Source organism: Hydrogenophaga sp., assembly GCF_025699295.1.
In the GTDB taxonomy this organism is placed as follows: Bacteria; Pseudomonadota; Gammaproteobacteria; order Burkholderiales; family Burkholderiaceae_C; genus Hydrogenophaga.
Genome location: NZ_JAILWB010000001.1, coordinates 224,832 through 248,797, shown reverse-complemented (window position 1 = coordinate 248,797; position 23,966 = coordinate 224,832). Strand labels below are relative to the sequence as shown.

General features: G+C 67.1%; 23 protein-coding genes. 17 read left to right on the top strand and 6 right to left on the bottom strand.

The window, feature by feature from the left end; translation table 11 throughout:
- Nucleotides 1-134 precede the first annotated feature (134 nt).
- The gene (locus tag K5880_RS01170) at nt 135-926 is read right to left on the bottom strand and encodes a GntR family transcriptional regulator (RefSeq protein ID WP_297647552.1); all 792 of its coding nucleotides are present in this window, start codon (nt 924-926) and stop codon (nt 135-137) included.
- Nucleotides 927-1,140: 214 nt separating this feature from the next.
- On the opposite strand from K5880_RS01170, the gene K5880_RS01165 reads away from it, so the two are divergent.
- The 4 genes from K5880_RS01165 (at nt 1,141) to K5880_RS01150 (ending at nt 6,468) form a co-directional block, all read left to right on the top strand.
- Nucleotides 1,141-2,127: a malate dehydrogenase gene (locus K5880_RS01165; protein ID WP_297647547.1), complete on the top strand. Its 987-nt coding sequence runs from the start codon at nt 1,141-1,143 to the stop codon at nt 2,125-2,127.
- Between the two features lie 18 nt (nt 2,128-2,145).
- The gene (locus tag K5880_RS01160) at nt 2,146-3,144 is read left to right on the top strand and encodes an aldolase/citrate lyase family protein (protein WP_297647544.1); all 999 of its coding nucleotides are present in this window, start codon (nt 2,146-2,148) and stop codon (nt 3,142-3,144) included.
- A 68-nt stretch (nt 3,145-3,212) separates the two neighbouring features.
- Nucleotides 3,213-5,813, top strand: a complete 2,601-nt coding sequence (gene acnB / locus K5880_RS01155) for a bifunctional aconitate hydratase 2/2-methylisocitrate dehydratase (protein WP_297647542.1) — start codon at nt 3,213-3,215, stop codon at nt 5,811-5,813.
- A 247-nt stretch (nt 5,814-6,060) separates the two neighbouring features.
- The gene (locus tag K5880_RS01150) at nt 6,061-6,468 is read left to right on the top strand and encodes a hypothetical protein (RefSeq protein ID WP_297647539.1); all 408 of its coding nucleotides are present in this window, start codon (nt 6,061-6,063) and stop codon (nt 6,466-6,468) included.
- Nucleotides 6,469-6,538: 70 nt separating this feature from the next.
- Here the strand turns inward: K5880_RS01150 and K5880_RS01145 are convergent, their stop codons facing one another.
- On the bottom strand, nt 6,539-7,369 hold the full coding sequence (locus K5880_RS01145; RefSeq protein ID WP_297647536.1) for a helix-turn-helix transcriptional regulator: 831 nt from the start codon (nt 7,367-7,369) through the stop codon (nt 6,539-6,541).
- A 133-nt stretch (nt 7,370-7,502) separates the two neighbouring features.
- Between K5880_RS01145 and K5880_RS01140 the strand changes: the two genes are divergently transcribed.
- From K5880_RS01140 to K5880_RS01115, 6 genes are all read left to right on the top strand, one after another.
- Nucleotides 7,503-7,916, top strand: a complete 414-nt coding sequence (locus tag K5880_RS01140) for a hypothetical protein (protein ID WP_297647533.1) — start codon at nt 7,503-7,505, stop codon at nt 7,914-7,916.
- A 98-nt stretch (nt 7,917-8,014) separates the two neighbouring features.
- Complete coding sequence (locus K5880_RS01135; RefSeq protein WP_297647530.1) at nt 8,015-10,891, top strand: aconitate hydratase; 2,877 nt, start codon at nt 8,015-8,017, stop codon at nt 10,889-10,891.
- 54 nt (nt 10,892-10,945) lie between these two features.
- Nucleotides 10,946-11,872, top strand: coding sequence for a trypsin-like peptidase domain-containing protein (locus tag K5880_RS01130; RefSeq protein ID WP_297647528.1), 927 nt, complete (start codon nt 10,946-10,948; stop codon nt 11,870-11,872).
- Between the two features lie 28 nt (nt 11,873-11,900).
- Nucleotides 11,901-12,902 carry a MoxR family ATPase gene (locus K5880_RS01125; RefSeq protein ID WP_297647525.1) on the top strand — a complete coding sequence of 334 codons (1,002 nt, stop codon included), beginning with the start codon at nt 11,901-11,903 and terminating at the stop codon, nt 12,900-12,902.
- Between the two features lie 15 nt (nt 12,903-12,917).
- The gene (locus tag K5880_RS01120; protein ID WP_297647522.1) at nt 12,918-14,000 is read left to right on the top strand and encodes a DUF58 domain-containing protein; all 1,083 of its coding nucleotides are present in this window, start codon (nt 12,918-12,920) and stop codon (nt 13,998-14,000) included.
- On the top strand, nt 14,000-15,067 hold the full coding sequence (locus tag K5880_RS01115; protein ID WP_297647799.1) for a VWA domain-containing protein: 1,068 nt from the start codon (nt 14,000-14,002) through the stop codon (nt 15,065-15,067). The genes K5880_RS01120 and K5880_RS01115 overlap by 1 nt, the downstream gene beginning before the upstream one ends.
- A gap of 19 nt (nt 15,068-15,086) precedes the next feature.
- On the opposite strand, the gene K5880_RS01110 is transcribed toward K5880_RS01115, so the two are convergent.
- The 3 genes from K5880_RS01110 to K5880_RS01100 form a co-directional block, all read right to left on the bottom strand.
- Nucleotides 15,087-15,488 (bottom strand): GFA family protein, encoded by a 402-nt coding sequence (locus K5880_RS01110; protein WP_297647519.1) that lies wholly within the window; start codon nt 15,486-15,488, stop codon nt 15,087-15,089.
- Nucleotides 15,489-15,565: 77 nt separating this feature from the next.
- A complete protein-coding gene (locus K5880_RS01105) occupies nt 15,566-15,913 on the bottom strand; it encodes a flagellar basal body protein (RefSeq protein ID WP_297647516.1) in 348 nt (115 codons plus the stop codon).
- Nucleotides 15,914-16,048: 135 nt separating this feature from the next.
- A complete protein-coding gene (locus tag K5880_RS01100; protein ID WP_297647514.1) occupies nt 16,049-16,645 on the bottom strand; it encodes an ATP-dependent Clp protease proteolytic subunit in 597 nt (198 codons plus the stop codon).
- Between the two features lie 92 nt (nt 16,646-16,737).
- Between K5880_RS01100 and K5880_RS01095 the strand changes: the two genes are divergently transcribed.
- From K5880_RS01095 to K5880_RS01070, 6 genes are all read left to right on the top strand, one after another.
- Nucleotides 16,738-17,535, top strand: a complete 798-nt coding sequence (locus tag K5880_RS01095; RefSeq protein ID WP_297647511.1) for a sigma-70 family RNA polymerase sigma factor — start codon at nt 16,738-16,740, stop codon at nt 17,533-17,535.
- Between the two features lie 69 nt (nt 17,536-17,604).
- The gene (locus K5880_RS01090) at nt 17,605-18,819 is read left to right on the top strand and encodes an FAD-dependent monooxygenase (RefSeq protein WP_297647509.1); all 1,215 of its coding nucleotides are present in this window, start codon (nt 17,605-17,607) and stop codon (nt 18,817-18,819) included.
- A gap of 26 nt (nt 18,820-18,845) precedes the next feature.
- Nucleotides 18,846-19,847, top strand: coding sequence for a tripartite tricarboxylate transporter substrate binding protein (locus tag K5880_RS01085; protein ID WP_297647508.1), 1,002 nt, complete (start codon nt 18,846-18,848; stop codon nt 19,845-19,847).
- 252 nt (nt 19,848-20,099) lie between these two features.
- The gene (locus K5880_RS01080; RefSeq protein WP_297647505.1) at nt 20,100-20,222 is read left to right on the top strand and encodes a hypothetical protein; all 123 of its coding nucleotides are present in this window, start codon (nt 20,100-20,102) and stop codon (nt 20,220-20,222) included.
- A complete protein-coding gene (locus K5880_RS01075) occupies nt 20,219-21,037 on the top strand; it encodes a hypothetical protein (RefSeq protein ID WP_297647503.1) in 819 nt (272 codons plus the stop codon). The genes K5880_RS01080 and K5880_RS01075 overlap by 4 nt, the downstream gene beginning before the upstream one ends.
- Nucleotides 21,038-21,095: 58 nt before the next feature.
- Nucleotides 21,096-21,281, top strand: coding sequence for a hypothetical protein (locus K5880_RS01070; protein ID WP_297647501.1), 186 nt, complete (start codon nt 21,096-21,098; stop codon nt 21,279-21,281).
- 15 nt (nt 21,282-21,296) lie between these two features.
- Here K5880_RS01070 and K5880_RS01065 read toward each other — a convergent pair whose 3' ends face one another.
- The gene (locus tag K5880_RS01065; RefSeq protein WP_297647499.1) at nt 21,297-21,935 is read right to left on the bottom strand and encodes an OmpA family protein; all 639 of its coding nucleotides are present in this window, start codon (nt 21,933-21,935) and stop codon (nt 21,297-21,299) included.
- On the opposite strand from K5880_RS01065, the gene K5880_RS01060 reads away from it, so the two are divergent.
- Nucleotides 21,912-23,963: a patatin-like phospholipase family protein gene (locus tag K5880_RS01060; RefSeq protein WP_297647497.1), complete on the top strand. Its 2,052-nt coding sequence runs from the start codon at nt 21,912-21,914 to the stop codon at nt 23,961-23,963. The genes K5880_RS01065 and K5880_RS01060 overlap by 24 nt on opposite strands.
- The last annotated feature ends 3 nt before the right edge of the window (nt 23,964-23,966 follow it).

The window sequence follows — 23,966 nt, the reverse complement described above, 5'->3', positions numbered from 1 at the left end:
TGGGGAGGCGTGGGGGAAGGTTGGTAACGCGTTGGTAACTTGTACCAAGGTGCGTCAAATTCTATTGCAACGCACCATACCTCAGCCTGACACTGGGACGCTGCCACCGCCACAGCGGTCGTTGCGGGTCGCCTTCAGCTCAGTTCATTGCGGTAGTGCCGTGTGTCGGTGCGGTACAGGCCGCGCCGCAGTTCCATCGGTTCGTCGTTGTAGGTGTAGGCCAGCCGTTCCACGCTCAGCAGAGGGTGGCCAGGCGAAACGCCAAGCAGCGTGGCTGTGTCCTGGTCGGCGCTCACGGCCTTGATCTTCTCCAGCGCGCGCACCATGCGCACGCCGAATTGCGCTTCGAAAAGTGCGTACATCGGGCCCTGGTCGTCCGACAGGGTTTCGAGGGTCAGGCCCTTGAACGGGCCACCGGGCAGCCACAGTTCCTCGACGATCGCTGGCGTGCCGGCAAAGGCCAGCACGCGCTTGACCTGCAGCACCGCGTCGCCGGTGCGCAACCCGAGCTGGCGCGCGACCTCGGCCGGTGCGCGCAGGCGGCGGCATTCCACGATGCGGCGTTCCGCGCGGCCCTGGTCTTCCAGCGTGCCCGTGTCGGGCAACAGGCGCAGGAAGCGGTATTGCGTGTGGACCTCGGCGTGCGTGGCCACGAAGGTGCCTTTGCCCTGGCGGCGCACCAGAAGGTTGTCGGTGGCGAGTTCGTCGATCGCCTTGCGCACCGTGCCCTGGCTGACCCGAAAGCGCGCGGCGAGGTCGAATTCGCTGGGAATCATGTCGCCGGGTTTCCATTCGCCCGCCTGCAGGCTGCGCAGGATGAGTGTCTTGATTTGCTGGTACAGCGGGCTGAAGGCCGGCGCGGTGGCGTCGTACACGCCGGCATCGACCGGGGACGCATCGGTGGGATTCGGTGATGAAGTGGCCATGCTTTTGCGGCTTTGCCGGGTGGCGGCGCCAATGCGAATCATATCTTATATAAGACATAAGACAAATTGACGTATCAGGGTTTGCGAGAGTACACTCGCAGGCTGACCGTGGGTCCACGGGCTGTCGTCTGTCAGGCGCAGCCACCGCCAATGTTCCGGGGTCTTCCCCCGTGCCTTTCCCCCCCTTTCATCGTCCTTTTCCGGAGTTTTCACCATGAACAAGAAGCCCGTTCGCGTTGCCGTCACCGGCGCCGCTGGCCAGATCGGTTACGCCCTGCTGTTTCGCATTGCCTCGGGCGAGATGCTCGGCAAGGATCAGCCCGTGATCCTGCAGCTCCTGGAAGTGCCGGTGGAAGGTCCGCAGAAGGCGCTCAAGGGCGTGATGATGGAACTGGAAGACTGCGCATTCCCGTTGCTGGTGGGTATGGAAGCCCACAGCGACCCGATGACCGCCTTCAAGGACACCGACTACGCCTTGCTGGTGGGTTCGATGCCGCGCAAGGCCGGCATGGAGCGCGCCGAGCTGCTGGCCATCAACGGCGCGATCTTCACCGCCCAGGGCAAGGCGCTCAACGCCGTGGCGTCGCGCAATGTCAAGGTGCTGGTGGTCGGCAACCCGGCCAACACCAACGCCTACATCGCCATGAAGAGCGCACCGGACCTGCCGGCGAAGAACTTCACCGCCATGCTGCGCCTGGACCACAACCGCGCCGCCTCGCAGATCGCCGCCAAGACCGGCAAGGCCGTGGCCAGCATCAAGAAGCTCGCCGTGTGGGGCAACCACTCGCCCACCATGTACGCCGACTACCGCTTCGCCACCATCGATGGCGCATCGGTCAAGGACATGATCAACGATCAGGTCTGGAACAAGGACGTGTTCCTGCCGACCGTTGGCAAGCGCGGTGCCGCGATCATTGAAGCGCGTGGCCTGTCCTCTGCCGCCTCTGCCGCCAACGCCGCCATCGATCACATGCGCGACTGGGCGCTGGGCACCAAGGGTGAGTGGGTGACGATGGGCATCCCCTCGCAAGGCTGGTACGGCATTCCGAAGGACACCATGTTCGGCTTCCCCGTTACCTGCGAGAACGGCGAGTACAAGGTCGTCGAAGGTCTGGAGATCGATACCTTCTCGCAGGAATGCATCGACAAGACCCTGGCCGAGCTGCAGGGCGAGCAGGACGGCGTCAAGCACCTGCTGTAACCGGCTGGTAACCGCAACGTGACCCACCCGCGATCCATTCTGCTCGGGGCACAGGCCGGCGCGTTCGCGCTGCCGGTCTGTGACCACTACAGCGGGGTGGAGGCGCGCATGCGCAAGAGCCTGGCGCTGCAGGCCGAAATGACCGAGGAGTTCGGTACCTGCGTGTTCGACGTGACACTGGACTGTGAGGACGGCGCGCCCGTGGGTGGCGAGGCCGACCACGCCGTGCTGGTGACCGAGCTGGCCCTGGGCGCCGCGCCCGGAGCACGCGTGGCGGTGCGCGTGCACCCGGTGGACCACCCGGCGTTCGATGTCGACGTGGCCACCATCGCCGGAGGGGCCGGCCACGTGCTCACGCACCTGATGGTGCCCAAGGTCGAATCGGTCGCCGACGTGGATCGCGCCGCGGCCGCGCTCGATGCAGCCGGCGCGACGGCATTGCCGCTGCATGTGCTGATCGAGTCGCCCACCGCCGTGCACCGCGCATTCGACATCGCGGCCCATCCCCGGGTGCAGAGCCTGAGTTTCGGCCTGATGGATTTCGTCTCGGCGCACGGCGGGGCGATTCCCGCCGATGGCATGAGCGTGGCGGGTCAGTTTGCACACCCGCTCGTGTTGCGTGCCAAGCTGGACATCGCCTCGGCGTGCCATGCGCATGGCAAGGTGCCGTCGCATTGCGTGGTGACCGAATTCAAGGACCTCGACGCGCTGCGCGCCGCAGCGAAGAAGGCCGCCCGCGAACTCGGTTACACGCGCATGTGGAGCATCCATCCGGACCAGATCCGGCCCATTCTGGCGGCGTTCGCACCATCGGCGCGTGAAGTAGACACCGCTGCGGCGCTGATCGAACGCGCCATGGCCGCCGACTGGGCGCCGGTGCAGTTCGATGGTCGCCTGCACGACCGCGCGAGCTACCGCTACTTCTGGCAACTGCTGGAGCGCGCGCACCAGACCGGTCTGCTTCTACCCGAGGCGGCGCGTGCGCTGTTCACCGAAACGATCACGCTGCGGCATTGAGTTTGCTTGTCCGCCATCCCATCCCATTCCTGACCCCACGCATTTCAAATCCTTCCGGAGAGAGCACCATGTCCACCTTCCTTACCGACTACCGCGCCCACGCTGCCGAACGCGCCGCGCTGGGCATCCCGCCGCTGCCCCTCGAAGCGAAGCAGGTCGCCGAGCTGATCGAACTGATCAAGGCGCCGCCGGCCGGGGAAGACGCCTTCCTGCTGGACCTGCTCACGCACCGCGTGCCGCCCGGCGTGGACGACGCGGCCAAGGTCAAGGCCAGCTTCCTGGCAGCCGTGGCCCATGGCGATGTGAAGGTGGGTTTGCTCTCCAAGGCCAAGGCGACCGAGCTGCTGGGCACCATGGTGGGTGGTTACAACGTGCACCCGCTGATCGAGCTGCTCGACGACGCCGAGGTGGCCACCGTGGCCGCCGAGGGCCTGAAGAAGACCTTGCTGATGTTCGACTTCTTCAATGACGTGGCCGAGAAGGCCAGGGCCGGCAATGCCAAGGCCAGGGAAGTGATGCAGAGCTGGGCCGACGCCGAGTGGTTCACCAGCCGCCCGGAAGTCGAGAAAAAGATCACCGTCACCGTGTTCAAGGTGCCCGGTGAAACCAATACCGACGACCTGTCCCCTGCGCCGGACGCCTGGAGCCGCCCCGACATCCCGCTGCACTACCTGGCCATGCTGAAGAACACGCGCGAAGGCGCGGCGTTCAAACCCGAGGAAGACGGCAAGCGCGGCCCGATGCAGTTCATTGAAGATCTGAAGAAGAAGGGCCACCTGGTGGCCTACGTGGGCGATGTGGTCGGCACCGGCTCCTCGCGCAAGTCCGCCACCAACTCGGTGATCTGGGCCACCGGGCAGGACATTCCGTTCGTGCCAAACAAGCGCTTCGGCGGCGTCACGCTCGGCGGCAAGATCGCGCCCATCTTCTTCAACACGCAGGAAGATTCGGGTTCGCTGCCGATCGAGGTGGACGTGGGCTCGCTCGAGATGGGCGACGTGATCGACGTGCTGCCTTACGACGGCAAGCTGGTCAAGAACGGCGCCACCGTGGCCGAGTTCAAGCTCAAGAGCGATGTGCTGTTCGACGAGGTGCGCGCCGGTGGCCGCATCAACCTCATCATCGGCCGCGGCCTCACCGCCAAGGCACGCGAGTTCCTGGGGCTGCCCGCCAGTACCGTGTTCCGCCTGCCCCAGGCACCCGCCGAAACCAAGGCCGGCTTCACCCTGGCGCAGAAGATGGTGGGCCGCGCGGTCGGCCTGCCCGAAGGCCAGGGCGTGCGCCCCGGCACCTACTGCGAGCCGCGCATGACCACCGTGGGCAGCCAGGACACCACCGGCCCGATGACGCGCGACGAACTGAAGGACCTGGCCTGCCTGGGCTTCAGCGCCGACATGGTGATGCAGTCCTTCTGCCACACGGCGGCCTACCCCAAGCCGGTGGACGTGAAGACGCACCGCGAGCTGCCGGCCTTCATCAGCAACCGTGGCGGTGTGGCGCTGCGCCCCGGTGATGGCGTGATCCACAGCTGGCTCAACCGCCTGCTGCTGCCCGACACCGTGGGCACCGGTGGTGATTCGCACACCCGTTTCCCGATCGGCATCAGCTTCCCGGCCGGCTCCGGCCTGGTGGCCTTCGGTGCCGCCACCGGCGTGATGCCGCTGGACATGCCCGAATCGGTGCTGGTGCGCTTCAAGGGTCAGATGCAGCCGGGCGTGACCCTGCGCGATCTGGTGCACGCCATCCCGCTGTACGCGATCAAGGCCGGCTTGTTGACGGTCGCCAAGGCCGGCAAGAAGAACATCTTCTCCGGCCGCATCCTGGAAATCGAAGGCCTGCCGGACCTGAAGGTGGAGCAGGCCTTCGAGCTGAGCGACGCGTCGGCCGAACGCTCCGCCGCCGGCTGCACCATCAAGCTCAATCCCGAGCCGATCAAGGAATACCTCACCAGCAACGTCGTGCTGATGAAGAACATGATCGCCAACGGCTACGCCGATGCCCGCACCCTGCAGCGCCGCATCGAGAAGGTTGAGGCCTGGCTGGCCAGCCCGAGCCTGCTGGAAGCGGACAAGGACGCCGAGTACGCCGCCGTGATCGAGATCGATCTCGCCGACATCCATGAGCCCATCCTGTGCTGCCCGAACGACCCGGACGACGCCAAGACCTTGTCCGACGTGGCCGGCACCAAGATCGACGAGGCGTTCATCGGCTCGTGCATGACCAACATCGGCCACTTCCGCGCCGCGGCCAAGCTGCTCGGTGGCCAGCGCGACATCCCGGTCAAGCTCTGGGTGGCACCGCCGACCAAGATGGACGAGAGCGAGCTGATCAAGGAAGGCCACTACGCGGCCTTCGGCACCGCCGGCGCCCGCACCGAGATGCCCGGCTGCTCGCTGTGCATGGGCAACCAGGCGCAGGTGCGCGAGGGCGCGACCGTGGTGTCCACCTCCACGCGCAACTTCCCGAACCGCCTGGGCAAGAACACCAACGTGTTCCTGGCCTCGGCCGAGCTGGCCGCCATCGCCTCCAAGCTGGGCCATATCCCCACTGTGGCCGAGTACCACGAGGCGATGGGCGTGGTGAACAAGGACGGTGCCGCGATCTACAAGTACATGAATTTCGACCAGATCGAGGAGTACGCCGAAGCGGCCAAGGGTGTGACAGCCTGAGAGGATTGATGCTGTTGTCAGGAAGAAGGCCCGGAGCGATGGTTCCGGGCCTTTTTTTCGCTGGCTCAGGTGATTGAGCGGGGCACCATGGCGTGATGGGCGGAATGGCGCGGGCCGGCCGGTGGACGTTGGGGCTGGTGTGGGGTAGTCTTTCAGGTGCTTGCGGCCGTGTGTCGGGTTTTTCGGGGTCAGCCAGACTCCTTCTGAATCCCCCATTGCCAGGTGCCACCTCGACAAGGAGACTCCCATGAGAACGCATCACTTGCTCTGGCTCGGCGTCACGAGCCTGCTCGCATGGACCCCACCCGTGTTCGCCATTGACGACACCGCAAGAGCCGGCGGCATGCAGGATTCGAACATGAAGCTGGAGGCCTCCAAGGGCATGACCCCACCATCGGGCCATGCAGACAAGATGGGCAAGGCCGACCCATATCCTGAAAAAATGGATCACGCGGACAAAACGGGAAAGGTCGGACCCCTCCCCGGTAAGGCCGCTTATTCAGACAAGGTGAACAACGCCGAGCAACTCCCGGGTAAAGCCGCCTACACAGGAAAGACGGGTAAAAGCGGTCAATTCCCGGGTAAAGCAGCCTATGGAGGCAAGCAAGGCAAAACGGGTCATTTCCCCAGCAAGTCCGGCTATTGGGGCAAGTAAGGCGGGCATCCTTCCAGTCGGTTCTGTCGCGACCGGGTGCCCGGAAGCCGCTGCAGACGCAGCGGCTTTTTTACGATTCCGCGGCGAGCTGCCGCAGCAGATTCGCCGACGCTTCGTCAGCCGGAAAGAAGGTCTCCAGCGCGAGCTCCTGCAGCGTGATGTCCACCGGGGAGCCGAACACGGTGGTGGTGCTGATCAACCGCAACTCCCCTGCTGGCGTGCGGAACTCGAACGGCATGAGGACGCCATGGTGTTCGCCGGGCAGGGTGAGGGGTTCGGCACCGAACGACTCCGGATAGCCCTTGAGTTCGGCCAGCAGTGCCGCCAGGGTGTCGTCGCCGGTGGCGTGGATCTGTTGGCGCAGGCGCTCGAACAGGTGCTCGCGCCATTGCCGCAGGTTGGCGATGCGGGGCGCCAGACCATCCGGGTGCAGGCTCAGGCGCAGTACGTTGACGGGCGGCTGCAGCAGCACGGGCGCGGCGCCGGCCATCAGCATGGGCACCATGCGGTTGGCCATCACCAGGTTCCAGTGCCGGTCCATCGCGAGGGCGGGCCAGGGTTCGTGGCAGGCCAGGATGCGCTGGACCGCGGCGCGCGCCGATGCCATGTCGGGCGCATCCAGTGAGCGTTCGCGGTACATGGGCGCGTAACCGGCCGCCTCCAGCAGCGCATTGCGCTCGCGCAGGGGGATGTCGAGCCGGTCGAGCAGGCGCAGCACCATGTCGCGGCTGGGGCTGGCGCGGCCGGTCTCCACATAGCTCAGGTGGCGCGTGGACACGTCGGCCACATGGGCCAGATCGAGCTGGCTCAGGCGGCGGTGCTGGCGCCAGTGGCGCAGGCGTTCGCCGAAGGGCGACGGGGTGGACGACGAGACGCGGGATGCAGGGGTGAGGGCGGTCATGGGCGGCATGGTAGGGCACGGCATGCGCATCCGCCATGACGTGCGACGTCATGGACGTGCCGCTTCGCTGGCCCGAGCATCACATTCCGAATCGATTCGATTTCCCTCATTTCCATGTTTCAAGGAGTGCGTCATGTCCGTGATTTCCTATCTCACGTCTCCCGCCGGCCTGCGCCGTGTCCTCTGGGTCGATGCCCTCTCCGGTTCTGCCACCACCGTGCTGCACCTGGCGCTGGCGGGCTATCTGTCCACGCTGCTGGGTCTGCCCGCCGGGCTGCTGAGCGCTACCGGCATTCTGTTGCTCCTGTACGTGGCGCTGGCCGGCACGCTGGCCCTGCAGGCTTCGCCGCCGCGCCACCTGCTGGGTGTGCTGGTGGCGGGCAATTTCGCCTGGGTGGCCGCGTGCCTGGTGCTGCTGTTTGGCGGGGCGGTGTCGCCCACGCCGCTGGGCCAGGCCTACCTGGTGCTACAGGCGCTGGCGGTGCTGGCGCTGGCCGAGTTGCAGTGGATGGCGTTGCGGCGCTCCCGTTCGCCTGCCGCGATCTGAATACCGGCGGGCCAGTCGGCAAAGCACGACTGTCAGCATGGTGAACCACGCTCCTGACAGAATGGGTCGCCATCGCACCCCATCGTCAGGAGCTCCCCATGCCCGAGACCAGCCATTTCTCCCACCCCTTCGCCTCGACCGTCAAGACCTTCAAGACCGCCTCGGGCAAGAGCGGGCGCTTCTATTCGCTGCCGGCCCTGGCCAGACAGTACCCCTCGATCAAGCGCCTGCCGGTGTCGCTGCGCATCGTGCTGGAGAGCGTGCTGCGCCACTGCGATGGCGAGCGCGTGACGCCAGAGCACGTCGCGCAACTCGCGCAATGGCAGCCGAACGCCGCGCGCACCGACGAGATTCCGTTCACCGTGGCGCGTGTGGTGCTGCAGGACTTCACCGGGGTGCCGCTGCTGGCCGACCTGGCCGCCATGCGCAGCGTGGCGCAGCGCCTCGGGCAGGACCCGAAGAAGATTGAGCCACTGGTGCCGGTGGACCTGGTGGTGGATCACTCGATCATGGTCGACCACTATGGCAGCAAGCAGGCGCTGGACCTCAACATGAAGCTGGAATTCCAGCGCAACAACGAGCGCTACCAGTTCATGAAGTGGGGCATGCAGGCCTTCGACACCTTCGGCGTGGTGCCCCCGGGCTTCGGCATCGTGCACCAGGTGAACCTGGAGTACCTCGCGCGCGGCGTGCACATGAAGGGCGGGCTGTATTACCCCGACACGCTGGTGGGCACCGACAGCCACACCACCATGATCAACGGCATTGGTGTGGTGGCCTGGGGCGTGGGCGGCATCGAGGCCGAGGCCGCCATGCTGGGCCAGCCGGTCTACTTCCTCACGCCCGACGTGGTGGGTTTCGAACTCACCGGCCGCCTGCGCGAAGGTGTCACCGCCACCGACCTGGTGCTCACCGTCACCGAGATCCTGCGCCAGCACAAGGTGGTGGGCAAGTTCGTCGAGTTCTTCGGTGAGGGCACGGCCTCACTGGCCTTGCCCGACCGCGCCACCATCGCCAACATGGCGCCCGAGTACGGTGCCACCATGGGCTTCTTCCCGGTCGACGAAAAAACGCTCGACTACTTCCGCGGCACGGGCCGCAGCAAGGCAGATATCGAGTCGTTCGAAGCCTATTTCCGTGCGCAGGGCCTGTTCGGCGTGCCCGGCGCTGCCGGCGCATCGCAACCCGCGGGCGAGATCGAGTATTCGCAGGTGGTCAAGCTCGACCTCGGCTTGGTCACGCCCAGCCTGGCTGGCCCGAAGCGCCCGCAGGACCGCATCGAGCTCGGCCAGGTCGCGCGCCAGTTTGCCGAGCTGTTCAGCAAACCCAACGCGCAGAACGGCTTCAACCGCCCGGCCGAACTGCTGCACACCCGTTTCCATGCCGACAACGGCGAGGCGGCGGTGCCGCAGGCGCCACCCACGCCCGAGGGCGCGCCGCGCGATGTGGCAGAGATGGTGGACAACCGGCCCGAGCGCGCGCGCGCGCCGGCACAGGCGCCGCGCGGCGACCTCACCATCGGCAATGGTGACGTGCTGATCGCGGCCATCACCAGTTGCACCAACACCAGCAACCCGGGCGTGCTGCTGGCCGCCGGCCTGCTGGCGAAGAAGGCGGTCGAGGCTGGCCTCAAGGTCAAGCCACACATCAAGACCTCACTGGCGCCCGGCTCGCGCATCGTCACCGAATACCTCACGCAGACCGGCCTGTTGCCCTATCTGGAAAAGCTCGGCTTCGCGCTCGCGGGTTATGGCTGCACGACCTGCATTGGCAATGCGGGTGACCTCACGCCCGAACTCAATGCGGTGATCACGCAGAACGACCTGATCTGCGCGGCGGTGCTCTCGGGCAACCGCAATTTCGAAGCGCGCATCCATCCCAACCTCAAGGCCAACTTCCTGGCCAGCCCGCCGCTGGTGGTGGCCTATGCGATCGCCGGCAATGTCATGAAGGACCTCATGACCGAACCGATCGGCAAGGGCAAGGGTGGCAAGCCGGTGTACCTGGGGGACATCTGGCCGAGCAGCGACGAGATCTACAAGCTCATGAAGTTCGCCATGAACGGCAAGGCCTACCGCGAAAACTACGCGCGCGTGGCCAGCGAGCCGGGCAAGCTCTGGGAGCACATCAAGGGCGTCTCGGGCAATGCCTACACCTGGCCCCTGAGCAGCTACATTGCCGAACCCCCGTTCTTCGCCGACTTCAAGCTCACCATGCCCACTTCGGGTGAGCCACCGGCCGTGCGCGGCGCGCGTGTCATGGCGCTCTTTGGTGATTCCATCACCACCGACCACATCTCGCCGGCCGGCAGCATCGCCGAGCAATCACCCGCCGGGCAATGGCTGCTCGCGCGTGGCGTGCTCAAAGCCGATTTCAACAGCTATGGGGCGCGTCGCGGTCACCACGAGGTGATGATGCGAGGCACCTTCGCCAACGTGCGCATCAAGAACCTGATGCTGGCTCCCGGGCCCGATGGCTCGCGCGAAGAGGGTGGCTGGACGATCTACCAGCTCGAAGGCGTGGGCCAGGGGCAGAAGCTGAGCATCTTCGACGCGGCCATGCGCTACCAGGCCGCCGGCGTGCCCACCGTGGTGTTCGCGGGCGAGGAGTACGGCACCGGCTCCAGCCGGGACTGGGCCGCCAAGGGCACCCAGCTGCTGGGCATCAAGGCCGTCGTGGCGCGCAGCTTCGAGCGCATCCACCGCTCCAACCTGGTCGGCATGGGTGTGCTGCCGCTGCAGTTCAAGGCCGGCGATTCCTGGGAGAACCTGGGGCTGACCGGCGACGAAACCATCGACGTGATTCCGCATCCCGAACTGCTGCCACAGAGCGAGGCGCAACTGGTGATCACCCGCCCGGATGGCCAGCGCCGCCAGCTGTCGGTGATCCTGCGCATCGACACGCCGGTGGAGGTGAACTATTACCGCGAAGGGGGAATCCTCCCCTACGTGCTCAGGCAATTGTTGGCCGCTTGAGCCGGATGCCGCAACGCGGCATGATGTGTTTTCGTCCCTCCTTCAGGAGTCGCCATGCGAAAGCCTGCCTTGTACAGCCCGTCCGCCCGCCCGGCGGCTCCGAAGGCGGGCGCGCAGGACGGGCAGGCCCCCGCTGAGGCGACGACCGGTCCGGGCGTCGCGGTGCCGCGCCGCCGCTGGCGCGCCGCCGCCAGCCGCGCGGCCAGCAGCCCGCGCGTGATGTGGTCGGCCCTGGCGCTGCTGGCGGCCCTGCTCGCAGCCAGCGTCTGGCAGGGTGGGGCCCTTGCCCCCAAGTCCCTGACGCAGAAGGACATCGACGCGGCTGTGCTGCGCACCCTCACCACCCAGAACCTGCCCTCGGCGGCCGCGCGCGCGGCGGAGAAGATCCGCCCCGCCGTGGTGCGCGTCATGTCCTACGCCAAGGACAAGAAGGGCGAGGAACAGGAGCAGGGCGTGGGCACCGGGGTGGTGATCGTCGACAAGGGCATCATCCTGACCAACCTGCACGTGGTACAGGGCGCGCAGATCATCAAGCTCGTGTTCGCCGACGGCACGGAGTCCGGCGCCAGCGTCACTGGCGTGCAGGCCCAGAACGATCTGGCCGTGCTGCAGGCCCACACCATTCCCGACGACCTGATCGCCGCGACCATGCGCTCCACCAGCGATCTCATGCCGGGTGATGGCGTCGTGGCCGTGGGATTTCCCTTCGGCATCGGCCCCTCGACCTCTTCGGGCGTCATCTCCGGATTCGACCGCGCGTTCAAGTCGCCCGAGGGTGAGCAGGAAATTGGCAACCTGATCCAGTTCGACGCGGCCGCCAACCCGGGCAACTCGGGCGGGCCCCTGGTCACCCTGGATGGTGAGGTGGTCGGCATCGTCACCGGCATCCTCAACCCCACCAGCCACCGCACGTTTGTCGGTATCGGCTTTGCCGTGCCGATCGAGAGCGCCGCCAGCGCCGCCGGCCTGCCACCTTTCTGAGTCTGTTTCTCTTTCCCAGGAGCGCTCCATGGACACAAGCACCCCCCCCGACACCGCCCAGCTCATGGAGCAGATCCTGTACGAGGTCAAGCGCGTGGTGGTCGGGCAGGACCGGTTCCTGGAGCGCGTCATGGTCGCCATGCTGGCCCAGGGGCACCTGCTGGTCGAGGGCGTGCCCGGCCTGGCCAAGACGCTCACCGTGAAAACGCTGGCCGGCGTGGTGCAGGGGCGTTTCAAGCGCATCCAGTTCACCCCCGACCTCGTGCCGGCCGACCTGGTGGGCACGCGCATCTACAACCAGAAGACCGGCGACTTCAGCACCTCATTGGGACCTGTGTTCGCCAACCTGCTGCTGGCCGACGAGATCAACCGCGCGCCGGCCAAGGTGCAGAGCGCGCTGCTGGAGGTGATGCAGGAACGCCAGGTGACGATCGCAGGCGAAACCCACAAGGTGCCCAACCCATTCCTCGTGATGGCGACGCAGAACCCGATCGAGACCGAGGGCACCTATCCGCTGCCCGAGGCGCAGGTCGACCGCTTCATGATGAAGGTGATGGTGGACTACCCCACGGACGAGGAGGAATACGTGATCGTCGAGCGTGTCACCGGGCCGGCCGTGACCGTCAATGCCGTGGCCACCACCGACCAGCTCGCGGGCCTGCAGGCGCAGTGCCGGCAGGTGTATGTCGATCCTTCGCTGGTGCAGTACGCCGTCCGGCTTGTTTCGGCCACGCGCACGCCGGAGAAGCACGGCATCAAGGACATGGCCCACCTCATTACCTTCGGTGCCAGCCCGCGCGCCACGATTGGCCTGGTTGAAGGCGCGCGTGCCCTGGCGATGCTGCGCGGTCGCAACTACGCCTTGCCCGAGGACATGAGCGACCTCGTGCCCGACGTGCTGCGTCATCGCGTGGTGCTGTCGTACGAAGGCCTGTCCGAGGGCCTCACGAGCGAGGCCCTGATTGCCCGCATCATGAAACACATCCCGCCGCCGGCGCGCCCGCTCGAGCGCGAGCAACGCGCCGCCTGAGCCAGGGCCACCACCATGTTCTTCCAGCGCCTGCTCGGCAAATCCCCCACCCCCGGGGCCGACCCGGGCGCGGGTGCGCTGGCCACGCCCGTGGCACGCCGGGCCGATGCCCTGCTGCGCCGGCTGGAATGGACTGTGCTGCGCCGTCTCGACGGCCTGTTGCAGGGCGACCACCGCACGCTGATGCGGGGCTCGGGACTGGACCTGGCGGACCTGCGCGAATACCAGCACCACGACGACGTGCGCCACATCGACTGGAACGTCACCGCGCGCCTGCAGACACCCCATGTGCGCGTGTTCACCGAAGACCGCGAGATGGCCGCCTGGTTCCTGCTCGACCTCAGTCCCTCGGTGGACTTCGGCTCGGGCGAGCAGCGCAAGAGCCAGGTGCTGCTGGACTTTACCGCCGTGCTCGCGCGGCTGATCGGCCGCCATGGCAACCGCGTGGGTGCCGTGCTGTACGGTTCGCGCGGCCAGCCGGTGGTGGACGCGGTGCTGCCCGCGCGCGGTGGCCGCACACAGGTGCTGCGCCTGATGCAGATGGTGCTGCAACCGCCCGCGGTCAGACCCGGAGCGAACCGCCAGGATGGCGTGACCCAGCTCGCCGACCTGCTGCGCACGGCGGTGCACACCGTGCGCCAGCGCGGCACCGTGTTTGTGGTGTCCGACTTCATCAGCGAACCCGGCTGGGAAAAGCCGCTGGGTGAACTCGCGCGCCGGCACGACGTGGTGGCCGTTCGCCTGCTCGACCCACTGGAACTCGACCTGCCAGACCTCGGCCTGATCCCGATCCGCGACGCCGAGACCGGCGAGCAACTGATGGTGGATACGCACGACGCCGGTTTTCGCCAGCGCTTCGCGCGCATCGCCGCGCAACGCGAGGCGCAACTGCGCGAGAGCCTTGCGCGCGCTGGCGTGGACACGCTCGAACTCGCCACGGACGACGACCTGGCCGAAGCCGTGCTGCGCTTCATCGACCTGCGCAAGCGCCGCCTGCGCGAAGCGCGCAACGGCCTCGCAACCCGCCACGTGCCCACGCAACTGCCCACCCGCGACCGGCGCAGCCTCACCACGCACCGTGAAGGAGCCCGAGCATGATGAACGACCTGCCCGTCACCTTCCTGTGGCCGCAGCTGCTGTGGCTGATGCTCGCGCTGCCGCTGCTGGTCCTGCTCTACGTCTGGTTGCTGCGCCGGCGCAAGCACGCCGCGCTGCGCTACGCCAGCCTGTCCATCGTGCGCGAAGCCATGGGCAAGGGTCCAGGCTGGCGCCGCCATGTGCCGCCCGTGCTGCTGCTCATCGCCATTGCGGCGATGCTCCTGGCCTCGGCCCGGCCCATGGCCACCATCGTGCTGCCGTCCAACCAGCAGACCATCATCCTGGCGATGGACGTCTCGGGCAGCATGCGCGCGGAGGACGTGCAGCCCAACCGGCTCGTGGCCTCGCAGAACGCGGCCAAGGCCTTTCTGGCGGAACTTCCGCGCCATGTGAAGGTGGGCATCGTGGCCTTTGCCGGTTCCGCGCAGGTGGTGCAGCCCGTCACGCTCAGCCGCGAAGACCTGGTTGCCGCGATCGACAAGTTCCAGTTGCAGCGTGCCACCGCCATCGGCAGCGCCATCGTGGTCTCGCTCTCCGAGCTGTTCCCCGAGCAGCGCATCAACCTCGGCGACATGACCTACAGCCGCAACACCGACCCGTTCGCGCCAAAGGGCCGTTCGCTCGACCAGCCCCGGCCCGATGAAAAACCCTTCACGCCCGTGGCGCCGGGCTCGTACAGCTCGGCGGCCATCATCCTGCTCACGGACGGCCAGCGCACCACCGGCGTGGAAACCGCCGAGGCCGCCAAGATGGCGGCCGACCGTGGCGTGCGCGTCTACACCGTGGGCGTGGGCACGGTCGACGGCGAAATCATCGGTTTCGAGGGCTGGTCCATGCGCGTCCGTCTGGATGAAGACAGTCTCAAGGAAGTGGCCCGCGCGACGCAGGCCGAGTATTTTTACGCCGGCACCGCCGACAACCTCAAGAAGGTCTACGAGACGCTGAGCTCGCGACTGACGGTGGAGAAGCGCGAGACCGAGATCTCGGGCCTGCTCGCGCTCGTGGCTTCGATCCTGGCGCTGTTCTCGGCGGGGTTGTCGGTGCTGTGGTTCAACCGCATCCTGTGACACGGCGAGCCTGCCGGGCTCAAAGGTGCGTGAAGAACTCGGGAGCGGACTGCCAGCGGTCATCGCGGCCGTCCACATAGGTGATGGGGATGCGGGAGAGTTCCTCGTCGGTCACGTCGTCGAGGCATCCGAGGTTGACGCCGTACATCGTGCCCATGGGCGTCTCGTTGCCGATGCCGAAGCAGCGCACGCCGCAATGCTTGCAGAACAGGTGGTGGTTCTTCTTCGTGTTGAACACGTAGAGCGTGAGGTCGTCTTCGCCCGTGAGCAAGCGGAAGTTCTCCGGCTTGGCCACCGCCGGCCAGAAGCGGTTGCGCCGGCAGATCGAGCAGTTGCAGCGGTAGCTGGTCTGCGTCAGGTCGAGATCGGCCTCGAAGGTGACGGCGCCGCAGTGGCAGCTGCCGTGGTAGGTCTTGAGCATGGGGTCTCCTGGCGATGCGACCCCATCGGTGCGGGACGCGCAACCCGCATGATGCCGCAACTGCCCGAGGGCTTCGCTCAGGCCTTCTCGTCCAGCAGGGTACCGAGCATGTCGTCCTGTGTCTGCACGGTGCGCAGGTTGGCGGCAAAGCTGTAAAGGCTCATGCGCTGGCCGACGAGGTCCTCCGCCAGGTGGTCGAAACCGTCACCGCCTTGCAACGATGTGGCGGCGGTCTCCCGGCCGACCTGCACGTCCACACCCCCCGCGTCGGGCCGCGCCGTCTGCGTGACAAGCTGGCGCTGCAAACCGGGCGTCTGCAGGTTGGCCACGTTGTGGGCATGCGTGTCCATACGCACCTGCGCGGCGCGCATGCCGCTCAGGCCGATGGCGGCGGCCGATGTGCCGGAGAGGGGAGGCAGGGACATGGTGGGTGGGTTGTTGAGGTCGGTTTCGGGGCTGTCTCTGGATCTATCGGCCAAAGGCGCGTGATCTGTAGCCCGGATGCTGATCGGGGTGACGGCTCAAGCCTTCGACCGCGCGCTGTGCCTCCGTTGCGGGCATCAAGCGCCAAGTATCTCGACTTTGCGCTCGATGATCCGGGACACCAGCCCGTATTCAACCGCCTCCTCGGCCGACAACCACCGGTCCCGCTCGATGTCGGTCAGCACCACCTCGAGTGACTTGCCTGTCTGGCGCGCGATCGTGCGCGCGATGCGCTCGCGGGCCTTGACGATTTCCACCGCCTGGATGGCGATGTCGCTGGCCGATCCGCCGGCGCCGCCGCTGGGCTGGTGGATCAGGAAGCGTGTATTGGGCAGGCAATAACGCCGTTCGCGGGATGTCGACAGGTACAGGTGGGTGGCGGCGCTGCCGACCCAGCCGGTGCCAATCATGTTCACTGGCGCGGCAATGAAGCGCACGATGTCGTGGATGGCGTCGCCGGACTCCAGGTGGCCGCCTGGCGAGCTCACCAGCACGTCGATCGGGTCGGCACTCTCTGCGTCCAGTGCGATGAGCCGGCGTGTGACATCGGCCGCCACGGCGTCCGTGACGGTGCCGAAGATCAGCAGCGTGCGCGCCTTGAACGCCTTTTCTTCCAGGTAGGAGGTGCGCGGTTCGGTGCCGCTGGACGGCGCGGTGGTATCAGGGGTGTTCATAGGGTGAGGTCCTTGTGGTTGAGCTGCCTTGACGAACGGCGCGCAGGTTGTGTGACGCCACGCGCGCGTCCGCGCTGTGGCAAGCTCTGCGCATGAACGACGAACACAAGCTGGGCCTGCTCGACGCCGACCGCCACCGCCTGGTGCGCGCAGCCACCCGCCTTCTGGGGCTGGCCGACGCCGAGGACGCCGTGCAGGACGCCTACGTCCGCGCGCTGGAGCGCGATTCCGAAAGCCTCAACGCCGCGCAGGCCTGGCTGCTCACCGTGGTGCGCCATCTCGCCATCGACCGCCTGCGGCGGCGCCACTGGATGCAGCACTGGCTGGCCCAGGCAGAAACCGGACATGCCGAACCGGCGTCGCCCTCGGCCGAGATGGATGCAGCGCTGGCGCAAGAGGTCCACCACGCCCTGCGCCTGATCGCGGCCCACCTGACGCCGCAAGAGGGAGCCGCCGTGTTGCTGCACGAGGTGTTCGACGCAGGCCATGCCGAGCTCGCTCTGGCCAGCGGCAGGTCCGAAGCCGGCAGCCGGCAGTGGTTGCGTCGGGCGCTGTTGCGGCTGCGGCAGGTCGGTGGTGCACCCGGGTGCCGCCCGCAGCCCGAACTGGATGCGGTGGAAGAGGCCCGCTTGCGCCTGTACCTGCAGTCATTGCAGTTGCGCGACCCGCGGGCGCTGTGGGCCATGCTCCGCCAGCCACCGGTCAGTGCGTTGGCGGCGGCGCAGCCCCTGGCGGGCGCCAGGGCGGATGCAGTGCCGCGTGCGACCCCCTCTGGCGTCGTGCAGGTGGCCGGGCAATTGGGACTGGTGCTCACACTGGACGGCGTCACGCTGTGCGTGTTGCCGCTGGGTGCACGGCCCGAGCGCGACGTGGATACCGTGCAGCTGTAGCGTTGGCGCCCTCGTTGAGGCAGCGACCTCGCGCACCCGGTCCGCCCACAGCCCGGCACAATCGCCGGCATGAACCAACAAGTCATCGTCGCCGGTGGCGGCATCGGAGGGCTGGCGTGCGCGCTGGCGTTGTCGCGCGCGGGCGTGCAGGTGGTGGTGCTGGAGCAGGCCGAGGCCTTTGGCGAGGTAGGCGCCGGCCTGCAACTCGGGCCCAACGCGGTGCGTGTTCTGGCCGAATGGGGTCTCATGGACGCCTTGCAGGCCTGCGCGGCATTCCCCGAAGCGCTGCGCGTGCGCGACGCGCACCAGTCGCGGCAACTGGGCCACCTGCGCCTGGGTGCCATGGCCCTGGCCCGGCACGGGCAACACTACGCCACGCTGCACCGCGCGGACCTGCACGGCCTGCTGCTGGCGGCGGTGCGGCGGCGTCCTGAGGCGCGGCTGATGCTGGGCACCCGCATGGCGTCATTCCAGGTCAAGGGGCCGGGCGTGCAGGTCACGCTGGACAACGGCGAGGTTCTTGGGGCCGATGCCCTGATCGGCTGCGACGGCCTCTGGAGCCGTGTGCGCGGGCAGTTGCTCGGCGATCAGCCGCCGCGCGCCACCGGCCACCTGGCCTACCGCGGCCTGGTGCGCGCGGTCGACCTGCCCGCGCCGCTGCGCGCCAACGTGGTGACGGCCTGGCTCGGGCCCCGGCTGCACGTGGTGCACTACCCGGTGAAGCAGGGTGACTGGATCAATGTGGTCGCCGTGGTGGAGGGCACACTGGCGCCGGGCGGCGACCCTCACGGCTGGACGCATGCCGCGCACGCGGCCGACCTGCGGCGCGCGCTGGGGCCGGCCTGCGGCGAGCTGCTGGCCATGATCGCGGCCGTGCCCGAGTGGACGCTGTGGCCCCTGCACGACCGCGCGTGCCTGCGCGGTGCGCACGAGCAGGCGCAAGGTCCGGTGGCGCTGCTGGGCGATGCGGCACATCCGATGCGGCCTTACCTCGCGCAGGGTGCGGCCATGGCGATCGAAGACGCGTGGACGCTCGGGCAACTGGCGCAGGCACCTGCCGCGCAGTCCGACTGGCACGGCCTGCTTGCCGCCTACGCGCGCACCCGCTGGCGGCGCAACGCGCGCGTGCAGCAGATCTCGCAGCGCAATGGCACCGTTTTTCACGCCCACGGAGCGCTGCGCTGGGCGCGCGACCGGGCCATGGGTCTGCTGGGCGAGCGTTTGCTGGACAATACCTGGCTCTACGACGGACCGCCCGAGCCCGAGCCGGTGACCGGTCCCTGATCCTTTCCCCCGAACCAGAGGCAGACATGACCGATACCCATATCTCCATCACCTCCACCCGCCGCCACGCCCTGGCCACCGCCGCCGCGCTGGTCGCGTCCACCGTGTTGCCGGTGGCGCACGCGCAGAGCGGCGCCTGGCCGAACCGTCCGGTCAAGATGGTGGTGGGCTTTCCCGGTGGCTCCTCGCCCGACCTCACCGCGCGTCTGCTGGCCGAGCCGCTCTCGCAAGCGCTGGGCCAGCCGGTGGTGGTGGAGAACCGTCCTGGCGCGGGTGGCAACATCGCCGCGGCCCAGGTTGCCCGGGCGGACGACGACCACACGATCGGCTTGATGATCAACGGCAACATGACGATCGCCAAGATCCTCAACCCCGCCACCACCTACGACCCCATCACGGACCTGGCCCCGGTCTCGCTGATTGCCGTGGCCCCGCTCGTGCTCAGCGTGCCGGCCACCACCGTGGAGAGCGGCGCGGCCTTCATGGCCGCCGCCCGCGCGGCCGGTGACAAGTGGAACTACGGCACGCCCGGTGTCGGTACCGTGGGCCACCTCGGCATGGAACTGCTCAAGAGCCGTTCGGGCATCGCACCCGTGCACGTGCCCTATCCGGGCAACCCGCAGGTCATCACGGCCATGCTCGGTGGCCAGGTGCAGATGTCGCTGTTGCCGCCGGGCCTGGCCATGGCCCAGGTGCGCGGCGGCAAGCTCAAGGCCATCGGCGTGACCTCGGCCGGCCGCAGCAGCGTGGTGCCCGAGGTGCCCAGCCTGTCCGAGGCGGGCGTGCGCGACTTCGCGCTGGAGATCTGGAACGCCGTGGCCGCGCCCGTGAGCATGCCCAAGGCCCACGTGGACAAACTCGCCGCGCTGCTGACCGAGATCGTGCGCCGCGAGGACATCCGCCAGAAGATCTTCGCGCAGGGCTGGCAGGTCGCAGGCACCGGTCCGGAAGGCCTGGCGCGCCGCATCAAGAGCGACACCGCCGCCATGTCCGAGGTGATCCGGCGCAACAACATCCGCCCGAACTGAGCCGGGCGGGACGCTCTCCCTTCACCCATGACCGAGGGGCCGAATGGCCCCTTTTTCATGGGCGCACGCAGGCCCTGATGCGTCACAGCGGAATGCTGTGAATACATGTAACCCCCACTGCAAAAAGGTATTTCTACTGCGGCGCTTCGCTTGCGGAAGGTATAAAAAAAGCCCCGCATAGATCACACAGCAGTTGTCTCCACGAGATGCCTGCATGGGGTGAAAAAAGGTTTCGAACCGCAAGGGAGTTCCATGGCCAACGTCTTCGCGATGCATTCCGTCTGCGCGTCGATCGCGATGTTCCTGCAGAACACCTACCCTGTCAGCCGGGACGGGTTGAGCATGCCCTCGTGCCGCTTCGGGGCGCTCTCATGAGCTTCGTTCTGGAGACCTCGCGCGAACTCGACCGGGTCGAGCGCCGTGTGCTGGGAGCGCTGCGCTGCGTCGACGCCACCACATCCGCGCCCTTGCGCTACGCCCTGCGCATCGACGCACCCGCAGGGGCACGCATCCAGCGCAACCGCAGCGGGCTGTTCGTGATCCAGGAATGGGCGCCGCCGGTGGACCATGCCACGGCGTTCCTCGGCCCTCCACCCGGACCTGCGGACATGCTTTCGCTCACGGTGGGCATTTCCGATCCCACAGGCCACTACCTGCCGCGTCTGGTGCGGGTTGAGCTTCCGCGTGACGCCAGTCCTTCCGGCACCGCGTTGCCCGGTTCGCTGTTCCGCCCTCTTCAGGTGCCGATGTACCCGAGCTGCATTGGCCGCCTCGGACCCAACTGGGCCGCGCTCAGCCTCAGCGTGCGCGAGATCGACGGCGGCGAGGCTCTGGGTGGTGTGCTTTTGCGCGTGGTCAGCGCCGGCCAGGTGCTGGCGCGCGGATTGTCGGACTGGCGTGGCGAGGCCCTGGTGCCGGTGGCCGGCATCCCGGTCACGACCGGGTTGGCAGGTCCCTGTGACGTGATCACCACGCAGATCGAGGCGAGGGTGGAAGCCTTCGCCGACCCGGCGGGTGTGACGCGCACGCCGCAGGCCGACGTGATCGCGGGCCGTGCCCCACCCGTCAGGCCACTCGTGGATCCGGTGGCCATCGAAGCAGCGCGCGCGAGGCTGCCGCAGGCCAGCGCGGTTGTTGGCCTGGTGGCCGGTCGAACGCTGCATGTGTCCCTCGGGATATCCCTGGTCTGAGGCCGACGCAGCCTGGCGCGGCCCGGTGTCGCAGCCCTCGCCGACAGGCGAAGACACCGTGGCCCAGGTCGACAGCGCCTACGCCCATCCGGTCTCGACCAGGGTCGCGTCGGGCGATCTGCTCGGCCGCGATGCGGCCGTCTCACTGGTGCGCCCCGCCATGCAGCGTCTGCGCGACCGGCTATGCACCGAGGCGTTTCAGCGGGTGCGGGAGGAGTATGCGGCGCGGAGGAAGCGTGGTTGAGCAGGTTCGCGCCACTCAGCGTATCGTGACCTGCACCCGGCGGTTTCGTGGCTCAGACACGCCGTCCCCGGTGGGAACGAGGGGGTTTTTTTCGCCATGTGATTCCAGTGTCAATGCCGAGAGCTTCAGACCGGTGGCATGCAACCGATCGGCTACCGATTTGGCGCGCTGTGCTGAAAGCGTAACGTTGTTGTCGGTGCTGCCCACGGTATCGGTGTGTCCAATCACCACCACCTCGACAATCGCCTGCGCGCCACGGGCTTTCAAGCGCGCCAATATGGCCGTGAACTGAATTTCAGATTCATCGGTCAAGCGAGTTCCGCCACTGACGAAATACAGCATGAAATGCTCGGGCGGTGTGGGCTGCGCGGCCTTGGCCTCTGAAAAGTCAGCGTCCAATTTCGGGCCGGCGAGTTGGGCTTTGACCTCATTGCCATCGATTCCGGCCGCCTGCCCGGCGCGCGTCAACACCTGGCTGCCTCTTGGGCCGCTCACGATGACCTGGCCCACAGCGCCGTCCAGATCGGGCACCAGCACAACATAGGAGCGCGGCACGCCGGGAGCGCAGGCTGAGAGGAGGAGCAGCGCGCCCAGAAGGCCCGGCAGCAGTGCGATCCGCGAACGAATTTTTTGCATTTCAAACACCGCGATCACTCCCATTTTGAAAAGCCGACTGATGCCGTGAATTCAGGATCAAATGCAAGACCGAATCATGCCATTGCGTCCACGCCAACGCGACATGGATTCCGCAGGCGCGATGTTAGTATGCGCGCTTATCAATTGCCGCGGGCATCAAGCCCCCGTCAGGTTGAAGCGCCGCATTTCCTCAAATGTGGCATCACCACATTTGAGGGCGACATGACTTCAGACGACACCGAATTTCAACGGCGCCGCAACGCATTGGCGAGCTATCTTGCCGAAAATTTCCCGGCCATTGACCACGAGACGCTGCAAGACATTCAGAACAACGTTCAATGGATGGAGTTGCGCGCGGGCGACGTGCTGATGGAACAGGGTGCGCCTGGCGACGCGGCCTACCTGACGGTCAGCGGTCGGTTGCGCGTTTACGTGAAGACCGACTACGGCGCGTCCCGCATGGTCCGCGAGCTCGGGCGCGGCGAGATCACGGGGGAAATTAGCCTGTACACCGATGCCCCACGGTCGGCGACGGTGGTGGCCATCCGCAGGACCGTGGTGGTGCGGCTGGACAAGGCGCACTTCACCGCGCTGGTGGCGCGCAACCCGCGGGTGTCCACTGCCCTCACGAAGAAGATCATCGAGCGCCTGCAGACCCAGCACGACCGGCGCCCCTTGCCTCCGCCCGTGACGGTGACGCTGCTGCCCATCACTGATGCCGTCGACGCCGCCGGCATGGCCCGGCGCCTCACGCAGGCGCTGGCACAGTTCGGCCGCGCCTGCTGGGTGGATTCGTCCACCGTTGCATCGCGTGTAGCCGCCGAAGTGCTGGAAGACCTGGAGGCCGAGCACGACTTCGTGCTGATGGTGGCGGACAGCGAGCCGAACGAATGGACCGAGCTGTGCATCAGCCTGAGCGACGAGGTGCTGCTGCTGGCGGATGCGACGCAGCCCGCCGCCATCCATCCGGTGGAGCAGGCCTGCATGGTCGATCCACCGCAGCGCAGCGAGGTGGCGGAAACGCTGGTGCTGCTGCATCCAGCAAGCACGCAGTCGCCGCTGGGGATGCGGCGATGGGTCGAACGCCGACCCGTCACCGGCCACGTGAACCTGCGCGCCGAACTCGATGGCGACATCGCACGGCTGGCACGCCTGTTGAGCCGCAACGCAGTGGGACTGGTGCTCGCGGGCGGTGGCGCGCGTGGCTTTGCTCACCTGGGTGTCTGGCAGGCGCTGGACGATCTGGGCATTGAAATCGATTGCGTGGGTGGCACCAGCATGGGCGCGGTGATGGCCGCCGCCATTGCGGCGGACCGGGGCATTCCGAAGACGATCGATGTCCTCAAGCAGGCGTTCAAGATCAACCCCACGGGCGACTACAACATGCTGCCCCTGATTTCGCTGATCAAGGGCCGGCGGATACGCGCCATTGTCGAGCGCTCCATTGCCTCGTTGATGGGTGGTCCGGTCGACATCGTCGATCTGTGGAAAGGCTACTTCTGCATCGCCAGCAACTACTCCCAGGGCAGTGAAATGCAGTTGCACAAAGGGGACCTGGGTCGCGCGCTGCGCGCCAGCATCGCGATTCCCGGCGCGCTGCCGCCGGTCGTGATGGACGGCGAACTTTTCTGCGATGGTGGCACGTTCAACAACTTCCCGGCCGATGTCATGAGAAACATGCGCGGGGTCGGCAAGGTGATCGGTGTAGACCTCAGCGCCCGGCGTGCCAGGCGGCTCGAGTTCGATGAGATGCCCAGCGCGTGGCAAATCTTGTTCGATCGGCTCAAGCCTCGTGCCAGGCAGCGTTACCGCGTCCCGTCGCTGGTGTCGTATCTGCTCAATGTGTCGGTGCTGTACAGCGTTTCGCGGCAGTCGGAGTCGCGCCGGCAGACCGATCTGTACTTCAATCCCGCGCTGTTCAAGTTCGGGTTCCTGCAATGGGCGCGCTTTTCTGCCATCGTCACGCAAGGCGACGCCCATGCGCGTGAGGTCCTCGGCGCCCTCAGCCTCGCCGAGAAGCAGGCGTGGGGTATCCGGGAGGCGTGAGCA

Coding starts and splice junctions, on each gene's coding strand:
- K5880_RS01170 (WP_297647552.1), bottom strand. CDS start 926: ATGGCCACTTCATCACCGAATCCCACCGATGCGTCCCCGGTCGATGCC.
- K5880_RS01165 (WP_297647547.1), top strand. CDS start 1,141: ATGAACAAGAAGCCCGTTCGCGTTGCCGTCACCGGCGCCGCTGGCCAG.
- acnB (WP_297647542.1), top strand. CDS start 3,213: ATGTCCACCTTCCTTACCGACTACCGCGCCCACGCTGCCGAACGCGCC.
- K5880_RS01150 (WP_297647539.1), top strand. CDS start 6,061: ATGAGAACGCATCACTTGCTCTGGCTCGGCGTCACGAGCCTGCTCGCA.
- K5880_RS01145 (WP_297647536.1), bottom strand. CDS start 7,369: ATGACCGCCCTCACCCCTGCATCCCGCGTCTCGTCGTCCACCCCGTCG.
- K5880_RS01140 (WP_297647533.1), top strand. CDS start 7,503: ATGTCCGTGATTTCCTATCTCACGTCTCCCGCCGGCCTGCGCCGTGTC.
- K5880_RS01135 (WP_297647530.1), top strand. CDS start 8,015: ATGCCCGAGACCAGCCATTTCTCCCACCCCTTCGCCTCGACCGTCAAG.
- K5880_RS01130 (WP_297647528.1), top strand. CDS start 10,946: ATGCGAAAGCCTGCCTTGTACAGCCCGTCCGCCCGCCCGGCGGCTCCG.
- K5880_RS01125 (WP_297647525.1), top strand. CDS start 11,901: ATGGACACAAGCACCCCCCCCGACACCGCCCAGCTCATGGAGCAGATC.
- K5880_RS01120 (WP_297647522.1), top strand. CDS start 12,918: ATGTTCTTCCAGCGCCTGCTCGGCAAATCCCCCACCCCCGGGGCCGAC.
- K5880_RS01115 (WP_297647799.1), top strand. CDS start 14,000: ATGAACGACCTGCCCGTCACCTTCCTGTGGCCGCAGCTGCTGTGGCTG.
- K5880_RS01110 (WP_297647519.1), bottom strand. CDS start 15,488: ATGCTCAAGACCTACCACGGCAGCTGCCACTGCGGCGCCGTCACCTTC.
- K5880_RS01105 (WP_297647516.1), bottom strand. CDS start 15,913: ATGTCCCTGCCTCCCCTCTCCGGCACATCGGCCGCCGCCATCGGCCTG.
- K5880_RS01100 (WP_297647514.1), bottom strand. CDS start 16,645: ATGAACACCCCTGATACCACCGCGCCGTCCAGCGGCACCGAACCGCGC.
- K5880_RS01095 (WP_297647511.1), top strand. CDS start 16,738: ATGAACGACGAACACAAGCTGGGCCTGCTCGACGCCGACCGCCACCGC.
- K5880_RS01090 (WP_297647509.1), top strand. CDS start 17,605: ATGAACCAACAAGTCATCGTCGCCGGTGGCGGCATCGGAGGGCTGGCG.
- K5880_RS01085 (WP_297647508.1), top strand. CDS start 18,846: ATGACCGATACCCATATCTCCATCACCTCCACCCGCCGCCACGCCCTG.
- K5880_RS01080 (WP_297647505.1), top strand. CDS start 20,100: ATGGCCAACGTCTTCGCGATGCATTCCGTCTGCGCGTCGATCGCGATG.
- K5880_RS01075 (WP_297647503.1), top strand. CDS start 20,219: ATGAGCTTCGTTCTGGAGACCTCGCGCGAACTCGACCGGGTCGAGCGC.